At 59.7% G+C, this 14,983-nt stretch carries 14 protein-coding genes; 7 read left to right on the top strand and 7 right to left on the bottom strand.

From position 1 onward, the window contains the following. Positions 1 to 147: 147 nt before the first annotated feature. Together OKC28_RS04270 and OKC28_RS04275 are read right to left on the bottom strand one after the other, a co-directional pair. Positions 148 to 627 carry a hypothetical protein gene (locus tag OKC28_RS04270; RefSeq protein WP_270687669.1) on the bottom strand — a complete coding sequence of 160 codons (480 nt, stop codon included), beginning with the start codon at positions 625 to 627 and terminating at the stop codon, positions 148 to 150. A gap of 86 nt (positions 628 to 713) precedes the next feature. Continuing rightward, complete coding sequence (locus tag OKC28_RS04275) at positions 714 to 1,130, bottom strand: hypothetical protein (protein ID WP_265454955.1); 417 nt, start codon at positions 1,128 to 1,130, stop codon at positions 714 to 716. 90 nt (positions 1,131 to 1,220) lie between these two features. On the opposite strand from OKC28_RS04275, the gene OKC28_RS04280 reads away from it, so the two are divergent. Continuing rightward, on the top strand, positions 1,221 to 1,889 hold the full coding sequence (locus OKC28_RS04280) for a response regulator transcription factor (protein WP_270687673.1): 669 nt from the start codon (positions 1,221 to 1,223) through the stop codon (positions 1,887 to 1,889). Positions 1,890 to 1,930: 41 nt separating this feature from the next. Beyond that, on the top strand, positions 1,931 to 3,190 hold the full coding sequence (locus tag OKC28_RS04285; protein ID WP_270687675.1) for a sensor histidine kinase: 1,260 nt from the start codon (positions 1,931 to 1,933) through the stop codon (positions 3,188 to 3,190). Positions 3,191 to 3,260: 70 nt separating this feature from the next. Here the strand turns inward: OKC28_RS04285 and rimK are convergent, their stop codons facing one another. Together rimK and metH are read right to left on the bottom strand one after the other, a co-directional pair. Next, positions 3,261 to 4,157, bottom strand: coding sequence for a 30S ribosomal protein S6--L-glutamate ligase (gene rimK, locus OKC28_RS04290; protein ID WP_005316298.1), 897 nt, complete (start codon positions 4,155 to 4,157; stop codon positions 3,261 to 3,263). 239 nt (positions 4,158 to 4,396) lie between these two features. After that, positions 4,397 to 8,089, bottom strand: coding sequence for a methionine synthase (gene metH, locus OKC28_RS04295; RefSeq protein ID WP_442865741.1), 3,693 nt, complete (start codon positions 8,087 to 8,089; stop codon positions 4,397 to 4,399). Positions 8,090 to 8,307: 218 nt separating this feature from the next. Here metH and OKC28_RS04300 point away from each other — a divergent pair, with 218 nt between their 5' ends. Beyond that, a complete protein-coding gene (locus tag OKC28_RS04300; protein ID WP_021141116.1) occupies positions 8,308 to 9,585 on the top strand; it encodes a cation:proton antiporter in 1,278 nt (425 codons plus the stop codon). A gap of 467 nt (positions 9,586 to 10,052) precedes the next feature. Beyond that, positions 10,053 to 10,229 carry a hypothetical protein gene (locus OKC28_RS04305; protein WP_021139540.1) on the top strand — a complete coding sequence of 59 codons (177 nt, stop codon included), beginning with the start codon at positions 10,053 to 10,055 and terminating at the stop codon, positions 10,227 to 10,229. 147 nt (positions 10,230 to 10,376) lie between these two features. Here the strand turns inward: OKC28_RS04305 and OKC28_RS04310 are convergent, their stop codons facing one another. Further along, positions 10,377 to 10,898, bottom strand: a complete 522-nt coding sequence (locus OKC28_RS04310; RefSeq protein WP_270687680.1) for a GNAT family N-acetyltransferase — start codon at positions 10,896 to 10,898, stop codon at positions 10,377 to 10,379. 116 nt (positions 10,899 to 11,014) lie between these two features. Beyond that, entirely contained in the window at positions 11,015 to 11,836 is an 822-nt protein-coding gene (locus OKC28_RS04315) for an HDOD domain-containing protein (RefSeq protein WP_021139542.1), read from the bottom strand. Positions 11,837 to 12,011: 175 nt separating this feature from the next. Between OKC28_RS04315 and OKC28_RS04320 the strand changes: the two genes are divergently transcribed. After that, on the top strand, positions 12,012 to 12,275 hold the full coding sequence (locus OKC28_RS04320; protein WP_005316314.1) for a hypothetical protein: 264 nt from the start codon (positions 12,012 to 12,014) through the stop codon (positions 12,273 to 12,275). 124 nt (positions 12,276 to 12,399) lie between these two features. On the opposite strand, the gene aphA is transcribed toward OKC28_RS04320, so the two are convergent. After that, on the bottom strand, positions 12,400 to 13,110 hold the full coding sequence (aphA, locus tag OKC28_RS04325; RefSeq protein WP_270687683.1) for an acid phosphatase AphA: 711 nt from the start codon (positions 13,108 to 13,110) through the stop codon (positions 12,400 to 12,402). Between the two features lie 259 nt (positions 13,111 to 13,369). Between aphA and OKC28_RS04330 the strand changes: the two genes are divergently transcribed. Next, positions 13,370 to 14,590, top strand: a complete 1,221-nt coding sequence (locus tag OKC28_RS04330) for a PAS domain-containing protein (RefSeq protein WP_270687685.1) — start codon at positions 13,370 to 13,372, stop codon at positions 14,588 to 14,590. Between the two features lie 15 nt (positions 14,591 to 14,605). Then, positions 14,606 to 14,977 carry an anti-anti-sigma factor gene (locus tag OKC28_RS04335; protein WP_333562728.1) on the top strand — a complete coding sequence of 124 codons (372 nt, stop codon included), beginning with the start codon at positions 14,606 to 14,608 and terminating at the stop codon, positions 14,975 to 14,977. Positions 14,978 to 14,983: the final 6 nt, after the last annotated feature.

Here is a 14,983-nt window from a genome sequence, read left to right on the forward strand (position 1 = left end):
GCATTATTTTATATTGAGCAATATAATATCAAAGCATGCACTCTATTATTTTATTCATCACTTAATCATATTTAAGAATCTCTTAAAAAAGAGAACTCTAATTTAGCAATTTAAATATTCCCCAATTAAGTGAGCAAGGCCTCGGCATTATTTCGGTTCATCTTCCGGATTCGGGATCAGTATCTCGGTCACGCGCCCCCTCTCGTCACGGGTCAGCACCAGGGTACGCCCCGGTTGCAGATCGGCGGGGCTGCCGTTGAGCCAGCGGGTACCGGCATCAAATGTCATTGTGCCCAGCCCCTGCAATTGCAGCGCATGACCCGTCACGGCGAGCAAGGTGCCCTCCGCTCGGCGCCACTGGGCAGCCGGTTCTGACCCAGGCGCGTGTCCATAAAGGCGAATATGTTCGGCGACGCCGTTGCGACTCAGGATGGCGAGCTTCATGCCGGGTTTGAGGTCGGAAAACTGACGCACCCCGGCCAGTGCGGCGCTGCCAAGCTCCAGCTCGGCCCCTTGAAATTGCAGCCGAATGCCATCGTTGTGTTCCAGCTCCACCTGCCAGAGCTCGCCATCGACGGCAAGGGTGCAGAACGGCAGAGCCAGCAGCAGGAGGGAGGTGCGTGTCATAACAGAAGGCCCATGGTCAAACCCTGATGAGGTTTAACTATGGGCCTGGGCGGGCAATTTTTCCGGTCGCCAGATGCGCCTGCTGCTCAATCATCCTGGCGGCAACGGCTCAACCGCATGCCGTCGAACTTGCACTCCAGCTCCAGCCAGCGCCCTTCGAAGGGAGCCAGGCTGTCATCCAAGGTGACATAACCCCAGATCCGCCCTTGCACCACCGGTCCCTCCAGCTCCATCTCGTCCTCTTCGTCCAGCGCCTCCACCTCTCGGATCACCCTCACTCCCTCCTCAACCACCCCTTCCAGATCGACCCAGCGGCCACCGAGATCGTCCTCGCTCAGCCCGTCCTTGAAGCGGGTCTCTTCGTCGAGCACGAAGGGGATGCCGTTGACCATCAGCTGGCCCAGTTGCCAGGTGGTGCGGCCGGTCAACTTGAACTCGGCCGACTGCGCAGTGCCAAGTGGCAACAATATAAACAGCAGCAGAGCGCACAGAGACTTCTTCATCAGGGATCCTCGGGGTTACACTGCCACACAGGATGCCTCGTCCAGTGTGAGACAACCGTGAAATATCGGTCAAAACCAGGAGATCAAAACATGAAAATACTGGTGGTGGAAGACAATCCCCAGGTAGCGGAAACCATCATGGATTACCTGGAGCTGGCCGGGCACAGGCTGGACTGCGCCTATCACGGTCAGGCTGCCCTGCAACTGCTGGCCGAGCAGTGCTTCGACGTCATCATCATGGATGTCATGATGCCGCGTCTGGATGGCCTCTCCACGGTTGAGCGACTGCGGGCCGATGGCATAGCAACCCCTGTGCTGTTTCTCACCGCCCGCGACAGTCTGGATGACAAGCTGGCGGGCTTTCGGGCAGGTGGCGATGACTATCTGGTCAAGCCGTTCGCCATGGAGGAGCTGGAAGTGCGGCTGCAGGCGCTGGCCCTGCGTGGCCCCCGCAGCGACATGGGGGCCCTCAGCGTGGGCGAGCTGACGCTGGATCCCGCCAGTGGCCGCGCCACCCGCGCCGGAGTCGAGCTCAAGCTCGGCAAGATCCCGTTCCAGATCCTCACCCTGCTGGTGCGCCGCGCCCCCCATCTGGTGAGCCGGCAAGAAGTGCTGGAGACAGTCTGGGGGGACGAGGAGCCTGACTCCGACGCACTGCGCAGCCACATCTATGCCCTGCGCAACGCCCTCGACAAACCCTTCCCTACCCCCATGCTGGAAACCCTCCACGGTCAGGGCTATCGACTGGTGACATCATGACCACACCCGGAGGCCATGATCCATCCCCATCGAGTGACTCAATGAACCAGCCAGCCGGAGGCCATGACCAGGCACAGCCGGGTACCCAGGTCAGCCTGCCCAGTTTGCGCCATCGCCTGATCCTGACCCTGAGCGGGGCGGGCATGCTGCTGCTGATCATCATCAGCTTGTTGATGGTGGTGGCCGAAGACAAGATGGAAGAGTTGAGCCTGCGTCACTGGCTGGAAGCCGAGGTCACCCGCTACAACGATGACTGGCTGCAACTCGGCATGGCGGCCCCCGCCCCCAGTCCGCGCCAGTTCTCCAGTTACTGGACCGAAGCGGGCCGACTGCCAGCCTGGCTCAAGCTCTATCAGAGCCCGGGCTTCTTCGAGCACCAGCTTGGCGAGGAGGACAAGCACTTCCTGGTGCGGCCCCATCCCTCCGGCCAGGGGCTGCTCTATCTGGTGTTCAACGACGACGCCGACGACTATCTGGATCCTTACGAAGATCAGCTGCATCTGGCTACCAGGCTCATAGGCTTGACCCTGCTGATAGCGTGCATCGGTTTCGGCATCTGGCTGGTGCGTCACATCACGGGGCCACTGCAGCGGTTGCAGCAAAGGGTCGCCCACCTCACCCCGGATCAGGCGGATTTCGTGCCCGATGCCCCCTGGCAGGAATTGCGGGAGATCGAGCTGGCACTGCTGACCGGCAAACACGAGGTGGCCGCCGTGTTCGCCCGCGAGCAGGAGTTCAGCCGTTTTGCCAGCCATGAGCTGCGCACCCCCAACATGGTGATCCAGGGGTCGGCAGCGCTGCTCGGCAAGGTAACGGACTTGCCCGCCCCCGCCGCCCGTGCCACCACCCGCATTCGCGCCGCTGCAGACGAAATGGCGCTGCTCACAGAGACCTTCCTGCTGCTGGGTCGCAAGGAGGTGGTGGAGCGTTCGTTGCAACGGGTAGCACCGCTGATCCGGCAGGAGCTGGTGCGCCTCGCTCCGCTGTTGCAGCGGGAGACGCTCGATATCAGGCTCACCCTGGACGAGGCAAGCGAGGTCAATGCCCCCCTCTCCTTGCTCGCCATTGCCCTCGGCAACCTGCTGAAAAATGCCTTGAGCTATGCCGAGGGGCATATCGAGATCGAGCTGTGCGGGCCCGTACTCACCATCAGCAACCCGACTGCGGCCGCACCGGATCAGATCCTCGGCTACGGCTGTGGCCTCACCATCATACAGCGCATCTGCGAGAAGCTCGGCTGGCAGATAGACACCCGACTGGAGGCAGGCATCTTCCGCGCCAGGCTGGAAATGCGGGAATAACCGACACGCAAACAACACAAGGCGCCCGAGGGCGCCTTGTGTTTATACCGCTATGCAAGCCGTCAGCGGCTTATTCGGCGGGCTTGTTCTTGCGGCTCGCCTTGAGCTCCAGGAACTCGATGATCTTGCCAGCCACATCCTTGCCGGAGGCGGCTTCCACTCCTTGCAGACCAGGGGAGGAGTTCACTTCAAGCACCAGAGGACCGCGGGCAGAGCGCAGAATATCCACGCCAGCCACATCCAGCCCCATGATCTTGGCCGCCTGTACCGCAGTCGCGCGCTCTTCGGGGCTTATCTTGATCGCCTCGGCAGTGCCGCCACGGTGCAGGTTGGAGCGAAACTCCCCTGGCTGGGCCTGACGGCGCATGGCAGCAACCACCTTGCCATTGACCACCAGACAGCGAATGTCGGCGCCGTTGGCCTCGCGGATGTACTCCTGCACCAATATGTTGTTATTGGTCTGGATAAAGGCCTCGATCACGCTCTCGGCCGCCTTGTGGGTCTCGCACAACACAACGCCAATACCCTGGGTGCCTTCCAGCAGCTTCACTACCAGAGGTGCGCCCCCCACCATGGTGATGAGATCCGGCACATCGTGGGTGCTGTGGGCATAGCCGGTGATGGGCAGACCTATGCCGTGGCGCGACAACAACTGCATGGCCCGCAGCTTGTCGCGGGAACGGGAGATGGCCACAGAGCTGTTGAGAGCCATGGTGTTCATCATCTCGAACTGGCGCAGCACGGCGGTGCCGTAAAAGGTGATGCTGGCGCCGATGCGCGGGATCACGGCGTCGTAACTCTCCAGCTCTCGTCCTTCGTAATGAATGGAGGGGCTGTGGGAGGCGATATTCATATAGCAGCGCAGGGTGTCTAGCACCTCTACCTGATGACCGCGGGCCTGCGCCACCTCGACCAGACGGCGGGTGGAATAGTTTCTGGGCTCACGGGATAAAATGGCGATCTTCATGACAATTCCGCTAGAAGGCAGTGCCTGGGCAGGATGGGGCGGGAGAGTATAAGGTGCCACAGCGCCAAGACAACGCCAATTGTTTCTCCTGACAACAAGACAAACCACACAGAACTGCACACTGCAATCCCATTGTCACCGATATGTCAAACGGCAGCCCTAAGCTGGTCTGTCCACCAGCCCAAGGATGCCGCCGTTTCTCGTCAAAGATCAACCAATGTCACTCGGGAGATCGGGATTCAGTTCAGGTTAGGCCCCAGCCAGCGTTCTGCTTCCGCCAGGGTCATCCCCTTGCGGGCGGCGTAATCTTCCACCTGATCCTGCTGGATCTGCGCCACCGCGAAATATTTGCTGTCGGGGTGGGAGAAGTACCAGCCTGACACGGCCGCACCCGGCCACATGGCATAGGACTCGGTGAGCTTCATGCCGATGGCCTGCTCCACGCCCAGCAGCTCCCAGATGCTCCCTTTTTCAGTGTGCTCGGGACAGGCGGGGTAACCGGGCGCCGGGCGTATGCCGCGGTAGTTCTCGCGGATCAGATCCTCATTGCTGAGGGCCTCGTCGGGTGCATAGCCCCAGTGCACCTTGCGCACCTGTTCGTGCAGATACTCGGCGAAGGCCTCGGCGAGACGGTCACACACCGCCTGGATCAGGATGGCGTTGTAGTCGTCATGATCCGCCTTGTAGGCAGTGGCGATGGCCTCTTCCCCGATTCCGCCAGTCACTGCGAAGGCACCGATCCAGTCCGGCTTGCCGCTCTCTTTCGGCGCCACATAGTCCGCCAGACAGTAGTTGGGGAAGCCCTGCTTCTCGCTCTGCTGACGCAGGTGGTGCAGCACCTTGCGCACCTCGCTGCGCGACTCGTCGGTATAGACCTCTATGCTGTCGCCGATCGTGTTGGCCGGAAACAGACCTATGATGCCGGCGCAGCGCACGCTCTCGTCCTGCTCCAGCTTGTCCAGCATGGCGTTGGCATCGGCAAACAGCTTGGTCGCCTCCTCACCTATGATCTCGTCTTCGAGAATGCGCGGATACTTGCCCGCCAGCTCCCAGCTGAGGAAAAACGGCGTCCAGTCTATGTAGGGGCGCAGCACCGAGACGGGCACGTTCTCAAACGTCTGCACGCCCGGCTCACGGGGGGCCGGCGGTTGATAGTTCACCCAGTCCAGCTGCTGCCGGTTGGCTCGGGCATGGGCCAGGCTGACCGGCTTGGATCTCGGCTGCTTGCGGGCATGCTGATCACGGGCAACCTCGTACTCCTTGTCGATGCGGGCGACAAAGGCAGGCTTGAGTTCCGGATTCAGCAAGCTCTGGGCCACCCCGACGGCGCGCGACGCGTTCGACACATAGACCACGGGTTCGCTGTAGTTCTGCTCTATCTTGACCGCAGTGTGGGCCTTGGAGGTGGTGGCACCGCCGATCAGCAGCGGCAGCTTGAAGCCCTGACGCTCCATCTCTTTGGCCACGTGTACCATCTCGTCGAGAGACGGTGTGATCAGACCAGACAGCCCTATGATATCGGCTCCCACTTCACGGGCAGTCTTGAGAATGGTCTCGCAGGAGACCATAACGCCGAGATCCACTATCTCGTAGTTGTTGCACTGCAACACAACGCCGACGATGTTCTTGCCGATGTCGTGCACGTCACCCTTGACGGTGGCGAGCACTATCTTGCCGTTGCTGTAGCCGCCCTGTTTCTCGGCTTCGATGTAGGGTTGCAGATAGGCCACAGCCCGCTTCATCACCCGGGCGGATTTGACCACCTGGGGCAGAAACATCTTGCCCGCGCCAAACAGATCGCCGACCACGTTCATGCCGTCCATCAGGGGCCCTTCGATCACGTGCAGCGGCTTCTCGGCGCCGGCCCGCGCCTCTTCCGTATCCTCTTCGATAAAGTCGGTGATCCCCTTGACCAGAGCGTGTTCCAGCCGCTTGCCCACCGGCCAGCTGCGCCACTCCTGATCCCGCGGATCCTCGGCCTGGGCACCGGCGCCACGATACTTCTCGGCGATGGCCAGCAAATCCTCGGTGGCACTGTCACTCAAGTTGAGCACCACGGCCTCGACCTTGGCCTTCAGCTCCGCCGGTATGTCTTCATAGATGGCGAGCTGACCGGCGTTGACTATACCCATGTCCATGCCGTTCTGGATGGCGTGGTAGAGGAAGACAGCGTGGATGGCTTCGCGCACCGGTTCATTGCCGCGAAACGAGAAAGATACGTTGGAGACACCGCCCGAGATCATGGCATGGGGCAAATGGGTCTTGATGTCCTTCACCGCCTCGATGAAGTCCACCGCATAGTTGTTGTGCTCGTCAATGCCGGTCGCCACCGCGAAGATATTGGGATCGAAGATGATGTCTTCCGGCGGGAAACCCACCTGATCCACCAGGATCCGGTAAGCCCGCTGGCAAATCTCGAACTTGCGGGTGCGAGTGTCAGCCTGGCCCACCTCATCGAACGCCATGACGATGACGGCGGCGCCATAGCGACGCAGCAATTTGGCCTGCTGGATGAATTTCTCCTCCCCCTCCTTCATGGAGATGGAGTTGACCACAGGCTTGCCCTGCACGCACTTGAGGCCGGCTTCCAGCACCTCCCACTTGGAGGAGTCGATCATCACCGGCACCCGGGCGATATCAGGCTCACCGGCGATGAGGTTCAGGAAGCGCACCATGGCAGCTTCGGCGTCCAGCATCCCCTCGTCCATGTTGATGTCGATGATCTGGGCGCCGCTCTCCACCTGCTGCTTGGCCACATCGAGAGCTTCGTCGTAGAGCCCCTCCTTGATGAGACGCTTGAACTTGGCGGAGCCGGTGACGTTGGTACGCTCACCCACGTTCACAAACATGGAGTCCGCCGTGATGATGAGGGGCTCGAGACCCGACAGGCGGCAGGCGACCGGCAGGGTCGGCAAGGTGCGCGGCTTGATGCCGGCCACGGCATCAGCCATGGCGCGAATATGGGTCGGGGTAGTGCCGCAGCAGCCGCCCACCATGTTGAGAAAACCGCTTTGGGCCCACTCGCGGATATGGTCAGCCATCTCACCCGCATCGAGATCGTACTCGCCGAACGCATTGGGCAGACCGGCGTTGGGGTGGGCGCTCACAAAGGTCTCGCTGATGCGCGACAGCTCCTCCACATATTGGCGCAGCTCGTCGGGCCCCAGCGCACAGTTGAGACCGAACGAGATGGGTTTGACATGGCGCAGGGAGTGATAGAAGGCTTCGGTGGTCTGACCGGAGAGAGTACGCCCCGAGGCATCGGTGATGGTGCCGGAGATCATCACCGGCAGGCTGTAACCCAGCGCCTCAAACACCCCTTCCACCGCGAAGGCAGCCGCCTTGGCGTTGAGGGTATCGAAGATGGTTTCGATCAGAATGAGGTCGGCGCCACCCTCGATCAGGGCATGGGTCGACTCCGTATACGCAGCCACCAGCTGGTCATAGGTGACGTTGCGCTTGCCGGGATCGTTCACGTCCGGCGAGATGGAGCAGGTGCGGTTGGTGGGACCCAGCACACCGGCGACAAAGCGGGGCTTGTGGGGCTGTTTCGCCGTCCACTCGTCAGCCACGGCACGGGCCAGCCGAGCCGCCTCGCGGTTGATCTCGGCCGAAAGTTCTTCCATCTCGTAATCGGCCATGGCGATGCGAGTGGCGTTGAAGGTGTTGGTTTCGAGGATGTCGGCCCCGGCGGCACAATACTGATCGTGGATCTCGCGAATGATCCCGGGCCTGGTCAGCACCAGCAGGTCGTTGTTGCCCTTGATGTCGGTATGCCAGTCGGCAAACCGCTCACCGCGATAATCCGCCTCGCCCAGCTTGTAGCCCTGGATCATGGTGCCCATGGCCCCGTCGATGATCAGGATCCGTTCCTTGAGACAGGATTCCAGTTTCTTTGTTGGGTCCGACTTTATGCTCGGCTTTTCGTTCAACACCGCTCGCTCCTCTTACATCCATGCAACTGCGTGAAGGTCATCCTAGCAGCAAACAAATCAAATGGAAATCTAGCCGTCTATCTGTCCATGGCGGAGTCCACAATAACCGACGGATACTCATAAATGGGTAATGAGTAACATGTGACCCCAGAGTACCCTATGCCGGTCCTCAGCGAAGGATACGTGCTTGCTGTTTACTAACGAGAAAAATAACCATGAGCGTCTACTACACACTCTGCTTTTTGGCAGCGTTGGCGATCCTGATCGCCTTTGCCAACCAGTATGTCGTGAAGATCCAGACCACCATCGCCATCACTGCCGGATCCATGCTGATCTCCGCCCTGATGGTGCTGTTTGGCAAACTGGGTTGGTTCAACCTTGAGCCCCTGGCCATCGAAACCATGAAGAGCATCGACTTCCAGAATTTCCTGCTGAAGGGGATCCTGGGCTTCCTGCTGTTCGCTGGCGGCATCGGCATCAACCTCAAGGCCTTGCGCAGCCAGAAGTGGGAAATCACCATACTGGCGATCTTCTCCACCCTGCTCTCCACCTTCCTGATCGGTTACGGCTTCTGGTTCATCGCCAAGCTGCTGGGCTGGGAACTGCCGCTGGTCTATTGCCTGCTGTTCGGGGCCCTGATCACCCCCACAGACCCCATTGCCGTGCTGGCCATCGTCAAGAAGATGCAGGCGCCCCCCCAGATCGCCATCCAGATCGAAGGGGAATCCCTGTTCAACGACGGTACCGGTCTGGTGATCTTCGCCACCGTCTTTGCCGTGGCGTTTGGCGGCGTTGAACCGACCTTCGGCAGCGTCGCCGGTCTGTTCCTGCACGAGGCCCTCGGCGGCATCTTGTTCGGCGCCGTGCTGGGGCTGCTCGCCCACGTGATGATCAGTGCCACCGACGATGGCTCCCTGGAGCTGCTGCTGACCCTCTGCATCCCGACGGCCGGCTTTGCCCTTGCCAACATGATGGGCGTCTCCGGTGCCCTGGCCATGGTGGTGACTGGCATCATGATCGGCAACTGGACCCGTCACTCCGGCTTCTCCGAGCAGAGTAGCCACTATCTGGATCACTTCTGGGAGTTGATGGACCAGTTCCTCAACGCGCTCTTGTTCCTGCTGATCGGCCTGGCGCTGGTGCTGCTGGATCTCGCCTGGCGTGACTGGATCCTGCTGGTTATCGCGGTACCGCTCTGCCTGGCCGCGCGCTTCATCAGCGTCTCTGTCCCCTTCATGGCGTTCCGCCGTTTTCGCACCTACAACCGCTTCACCATCCGCATCCTTACCTGGGGCGGCTTGCGTGGCGGTCTGGCCATGGCCATGGCGCTGGCATTGCCTTCCGGTGTCATGATGATACCCGAGCACAACGTCGATCTGCGTCAGGTCATACTGGTGATGACCTACTCTGTGGTGATGTTCTCCATCGTGGTGCAGGGCATGACCATTACCCCCATGATCACCGCCGCCAAGAAGGCCAGCGGCGACTACTGAGTCACCGTCTGACAGTGATTGACCTGCTGAAAAAGGGCTCCCGACGGGAGCCCTTTTTCTCTCGGAGAACACAACAAAAACGGATCTGGCACAAAATCACCAAATAATTGTTTGCTTTTTATTCATATCGAGGAGAGAATGCGCGCCGGCTAGTTAATCAGCCCTGTTTATGTTTACCCTGCAATGCTTCACTCACGATGAATCCTGTCAGTATCCGCATAACCTCCCTCTGATTTACTCGCCTCGAGAACCGTCAGGCTGTCTGCCTGCGTTGCCCGGCTCTCACGGCGCAGACCCGCTCTGCCCACCCAATTTGATTTATGCATCAGCATATTCCTTGATAGTGCAGACGCCCCTGACAGGGCTGGGTATTCCTGCGCGCTTGTTGACCACAAAGTCAACCGCGTCCATTAACCTGACATTTGCCAACACAAGGAGAAAACACTTAATTTATATAGAGAAATACCATGATGAAAACCATACATACACACAAACCCCTGCGTCGTAGCAAACCCATCAACCTGCCTGTGCAAGAGCAGGATTCCGATGCGTTCCTGATCCAGTTCAGCACCCGCTTCAGCGGCGGTTTCGCCATCTCCTGTGATGGTATCGCTGGCGAGTTCTCCATCGAAGACCTCAACTGATCCTGCCTGCCCTCCGGCAGCACCCGATGCAGACAGGCCGCAACTCACGGCGGCCTCTTTGTTTCAACTCCTGTTTATTCTCCTGAACCTGCGCCGTCAGCATCGCCTTCCATCACTGACTGTCAGCCGCCCCCCCCGTTGCATACCTCAAGCCAGGCTCGTTTCAGCTCCTGCAGCCTCCAGCAGCAGACACGCGTCGGCATCCTCGCTCAACTTGACCAGCCGGCTTTGTACCAGCCCCAGCTTGGCCAGCAGTGTCAGTGATCGTTCATTGCCCGGTGTGACTATGGCGATGACACGCACAATCCCCAACCTTTCCCGGCCGTCCTGCAGCGCCGCCTTCGCCGCTTCTATGCCATAACCCTGACCACGATAGGCGGGCAGGAAGGCATAGCCAATGTCTTCACAGGGCAGAGTGTCTCGCCTGATCAAACCACAGATGCCGATCTTGGCTTCATCACCTCTGCGCGCCACCAGATAGAGGCCGTGGCCATGGCGAGCATAACTGACCGCAGGCCCTTGCTGGATGTAGTGTTCGGAATCCGCCAGGGTACGCACACCGCGATCGCCAATGTAACGGTGGAAATCGCTGTCGTTGAGCAGCTCGAGGATAAAGGGGGCATCGGCGATGGTCAGTTCGCGCAGCAGCAGGCGCTCGGAGAGGATCATGACAAGGGCTCTTTCAGAAAACACAGGCCTTCAAGACTGCCTCTGCACCGCAGGGTTGGCAAGGCAAACCCCATGAAAAAGGGCCGCATTGCGGCCCGGTGACAATATGAGCGGGCTCAGGCCGCCAGCAAACCCGCATAACCATTGCCGTGCTCCCGCATCGCCACCAGCACGGCGGCGCAGTCAGACCATGGGAGACCGAGTCTGTCTGCCACCTGAGTTGGCCACTCGGGCGGCGCTACCTCCCCCACATCCGATTGGGCCGCTAGGGCGATGGCCAGATGGATCAGGCCAGCTTCGACAGAAAACTCCTTGGCCAGCATGGGGTTGTAGTGGTACTCCACCGCATGGCAGATACTGAGGGGAAATTGCCAGCGTCTGGCCATCTCGGCCCCTGTCTGGGCATAGTTGAAACCAACCACCAGCTCCTCTGCCTTGGCGCGTCCCTTGCTGGGTTCAAGATCCTGAATGTGGTTAACCATGTTTTCCGGCAGACCCACATGCATGATGAGGCGCCCCATGTCGAACAGCAGGGCACAGGTAAACACCTCCTCCCCTTTCATGCCCTTTAGCCTGGCCAGCAATCTGGCCAGCTCGGCCACATCGAACACGTTGCCCCAGAAATGCCTGAGATCGATGCCGGGCACCGAATGAATAGAGCCAGTCAGGCCACAGGCCAGCACCATGTTGCGTACCACATCGACTCCGAGCCGCACCACGGCTTCGTTGACGGTGGCAACCTGACGATTGCCGCCAAACTTGGCGGAGTTGGCCAGCCGCAGCAGCTTGGCAGAGATGACGGGATCCTTGTTGATCTTCTTGGCGATCAACAGAATATCCGGCTCCTTCTCATTGAAGGTCTGCACCAGATCGCGCATGACTTCGGGTACATTGGGCAGGTTTTGGGGATGGGATAACAGGGAGTCTATGGTGGGCATATTGATATCCGTCCATGCAATTTTATGATGGTTTTCGTTTGCTGACAGCAAACCCACGGATAAGTATGAGTAACAAAAACTGGCGCCACAGAAATGTTTTTATCGCAATATTTCAATGTGTTAATGCCAGCTTCGTTATACTGGCATCTTTTATGGCATCACGAGGAAGTACACCATGAGCGAATCCACCGAGTTCTTTGACGAGCAAACCCTGCTGGAGATGGTCGACAACCAGCTGATCGACGGTCATCCGTTGCAGGTCAAGGCGACCCTGATGCGATTGGTGATGAAGGGCACCCCACGGGAAGAGGCGCTGCAATATATTGCCTGCGCCCTCGGGGCCGAGCTGATGGCAATGGAGGCTGAACAGGGCCCCTTCAACCTCGAGCGCTACGCCCAGTTTCTGGATTCCCTGCCCGAGATGCCCTGGGCGGAATAAACCGCCGTCCGCTAACAAGGGGAACTTGTCGGCAACCCATGCCACGATGCCAACCTCCGCGCCACAGACTCACTAAAAAGCCGGATCCTGACAGGATCCGGCTTTTTTATAGCGGTTACGCCGCTCAGAACTGGGAGTTGACGATCACCTCTTCTCCCAGGGCGCCAGCCAGCGGCAGTGGGCGATAGCTGGAGTTTGCCGCCCGCAGCAGCCGAATGCCGCGGGCGCCCACTTCCTGCGCAGCCTTGATATCCCCGTCCGCATCGCCGTAGAAGACCTTTATCTCTTTATCCTTGAGCCACTGCACCTTGGTGTTCTGGCCCGGCTGATCGCCGGCGAAGATCACCGGATTGAGTCGATCGGCCGGGATCACCATGGTCTGCTGCAGGGTCTGGCTCACGGTTTCCGTTTTGGTGGCCGAACGGCCAGTGACGAAATAGATGTGATCGCCGCGTTTGAGGTGCATGGCGATCAGCGCCTTGCCCACCTCTTTCGGCATGCTGAACGCATCCCAGCCGTTGTTCATCTTCTCCCAGAAGGCGGGGTTCTTCAGATAGCTCTCGTCGTTGGGCGAGAACTCCTGCTTGCCGCGATAGAAACCCGGACTGGAGAAGAGCAGGGTATCGTCGATATCAAAACCTACCGCCATCGGGGGTAGACCATCCAGACTCTTGGCAATCTGCGCTACCGAGACCCAGTGAACAGGAGCCTGCTGGGCCAGGGTCACAGTCGTGACACCAGCCGGGCTGGTCATAACCTGATCGGCCAGGGCGGGCAGGCTGAAGGTGGCGGCAAACAGAGATGCTATCAGGGCAAGACGGGAAAAAGCGGGCATGGCACAACTCATGACGTGAATGAAACAGGGTGCCAATCCTGCCCCATGCTGCCGATGCAAACCGTGAAACTCGCCACAAAACTGGGCTCGGTGGACAGATCCCGCCCTGTTTTGTCCCCTCGGAATAAACATCCAGCAACCGGAAGATGACAAGCCTCTTTTGACCCTTTATTCCAGCCGGAAGAGCCGGAGTGGGCTATAACTGCTTAGCACCCTTTATTGACATCAAAATCAACGACTCCCTCTCACTGGAGATGCCATGGACGCGCACACTTCCTCTTCCAAGACCACAGGCTCGGCCCCTTCCCCTCATCAGGCCGGGATGGACGCCATCGATCAGGTGCTGGCACGGCTCGAACTCTCTCCAGAGGGGCAGATCCTGGATGCCAACCCTCATTTTATCGCCATCATGGGCTACCCGCTGGATGAGCTAAAGGGCAAGCACTACGACATACTGCTCTCCCCGGATGAGGCTCAATCTGCCACTTATGACACTTTCTGGGAGACGCTGCGCAGCGGCACGTCACAGGAAAGCGAGTTTCACCTGCTGGATAAACAGGGGCGGGATATCTGGATCCGGGGTGCCCGCAGCCCGGTTCTGGATGCCGAGGGGCAGCTGACCCGCATCATCGTCTACGCCATGGATCTGACCGGGCAGAAGCAGCTCACTGCCAGCTTCGAGGGCCAGCTCAATGCCCTGAGCCGGGTCATGGGCAAGGTGGAGTTCTCGCTGGATGGCACCATACTGGATGCCAATCCACGCTTTCTCGACATTGTGGGCTATAGGCTGGAGGAGCTGAAGGGCCAGCACCACAGGCTGCTGGTTGACCCGGACTACGCCCAGTCGGCGGATTACCGCACCTTCTGGGAAACGCTGCGACGGGGCGAGTTTCTCGCAGGCGAATTCTGCCGGCTCGGCAAGCAGGGACAGGAGGTCTGGATCCAGGGATCCTACAACCCGGTGCTGGATCTGAACGGCAAGCCCAGCAAAATCGTCAAATTTGCCACCGACATAACGGCGCAGGTGGAGCAGCACCGTCAGCTCAAGCGTGCCATGGTGGAAGCGGAAGAGGCCGCCAGAGTACGCGAGGAGCTGCACAAGTCGCTGCAGGAGATGTCGACCCCTGTCACCCCTATCTGGGACGGGATCCTGCTGCTGCCATTGGTGGGGATCATCGACTCAATGCGCACCGCCGACGTGATGAACAAGTCACTCACCAAGATTGCCGAAACCCGGGCCCGGGTCTTCGTGCTGGATATTGCCGGTGTCGCCACCGTGGATACCGGCGTCGCCAACCAGCTGATCAAGATCACCAAGGCAACCCAGTTCATGGGCTGTGAGGCCATCATCTCGGGAGTCTCTCCCGCCATTGCCCGCACCATGGTGGAGCTGGGGGTGTCGGTCGGTGACGTCCGCACCACGGCAACCCTGAGAGATGCCTTCGAAATAGCGCTCAAACGGGTCGGTTCTACCCTCTAGGATGCGGCCATGACCATGCAGCTCAACAACGATCTTGGCATCGCCGATGTGGCCGACTGCATAGTGGTCAGCATGCGTCCCGATCTCGGTGACGATGGCATGCAGATGCTGATGCAAGCCCTCTCCCAGCGACTGGTACACGGACGTCACCATGCAGTGTTGCTCGACTTCTCCGGCGTCATGCTGCTGGATCACCATGAATTCAGACAGGTACGCAAGCTGGCCGAGGTGTGCCGCCTGTTAGGCGCCATCTGCCTGCTGGTGGGGCTCAATGCCGGGATCGCCGCGTTTCTGGCGCTGGCCGAAGCGCAGCCCGGGCCGCTGCGCTGCTTCATCGACATGGACGACGCCTTCGCCCACGTCCGCCGTCTCAAGGGCGGGGAGTAAACCGCC

This window comes from Aeromonas sp. D3, from assembly GCF_027705025.1.
In the GTDB taxonomy this organism is placed as follows: Bacteria; Pseudomonadota; Gammaproteobacteria; order Enterobacterales; family Aeromonadaceae; genus Aeromonas; species Aeromonas salmonicida.

What these genes read in the sequence shown, in the direction of transcription:
- OKC28_RS04300 (WP_021141116.1), top strand. Translation starts at nt 8,308, where the DNA reads ATGAGCGTCTACTACACACTCTGCTTTTTGGCAGCGTTGGCGATCCTG.
- OKC28_RS04280 (WP_270687673.1), top strand. Translation starts at nt 1,221, where the DNA reads ATGAAAATACTGGTGGTGGAAGACAATCCCCAGGTAGCGGAAACCATC.
- OKC28_RS04285 (WP_270687675.1), top strand. Translation starts at nt 1,931, where the DNA reads ATGAACCAGCCAGCCGGAGGCCATGACCAGGCACAGCCGGGTACCCAG.
- OKC28_RS04310 (WP_270687680.1), bottom strand. Translation starts at nt 10,898, where the DNA reads ATGATCCTCTCCGAGCGCCTGCTGCTGCGCGAACTGACCATCGCCGAT.
- OKC28_RS04275 (WP_265454955.1), bottom strand. Translation starts at nt 1,130, where the DNA reads ATGAAGAAGTCTCTGTGCGCTCTGCTGCTGTTTATATTGTTGCCACTT.
- OKC28_RS04270 (WP_270687669.1), bottom strand. Translation starts at nt 627, where the DNA reads ATGACACGCACCTCCCTCCTGCTGCTGGCTCTGCCGTTCTGCACCCTT.
- aphA (WP_270687683.1), bottom strand. Translation starts at nt 13,110, where the DNA reads ATGCCCGCTTTTTCCCGTCTTGCCCTGATAGCATCTCTGTTTGCCGCC.
- OKC28_RS04305 (WP_021139540.1), top strand. Translation starts at nt 10,053, where the DNA reads ATGATGAAAACCATACATACACACAAACCCCTGCGTCGTAGCAAACCC.
- OKC28_RS04335 (WP_333562728.1), top strand. Translation starts at nt 14,606, where the DNA reads ATGCAGCTCAACAACGATCTTGGCATCGCCGATGTGGCCGACTGCATA.
- OKC28_RS04320 (WP_005316314.1), top strand. Translation starts at nt 12,012, where the DNA reads ATGAGCGAATCCACCGAGTTCTTTGACGAGCAAACCCTGCTGGAGATG.
- OKC28_RS04330 (WP_270687685.1), top strand. Translation starts at nt 13,370, where the DNA reads ATGGACGCGCACACTTCCTCTTCCAAGACCACAGGCTCGGCCCCTTCC.
- rimK (WP_005316298.1), bottom strand. Translation starts at nt 4,157, where the DNA reads ATGAAGATCGCCATTTTATCCCGTGAGCCCAGAAACTATTCCACCCGC.
- OKC28_RS04315 (WP_021139542.1), bottom strand. Translation starts at nt 11,836, where the DNA reads ATGCCCACCATAGACTCCCTGTTATCCCATCCCCAAAACCTGCCCAAT.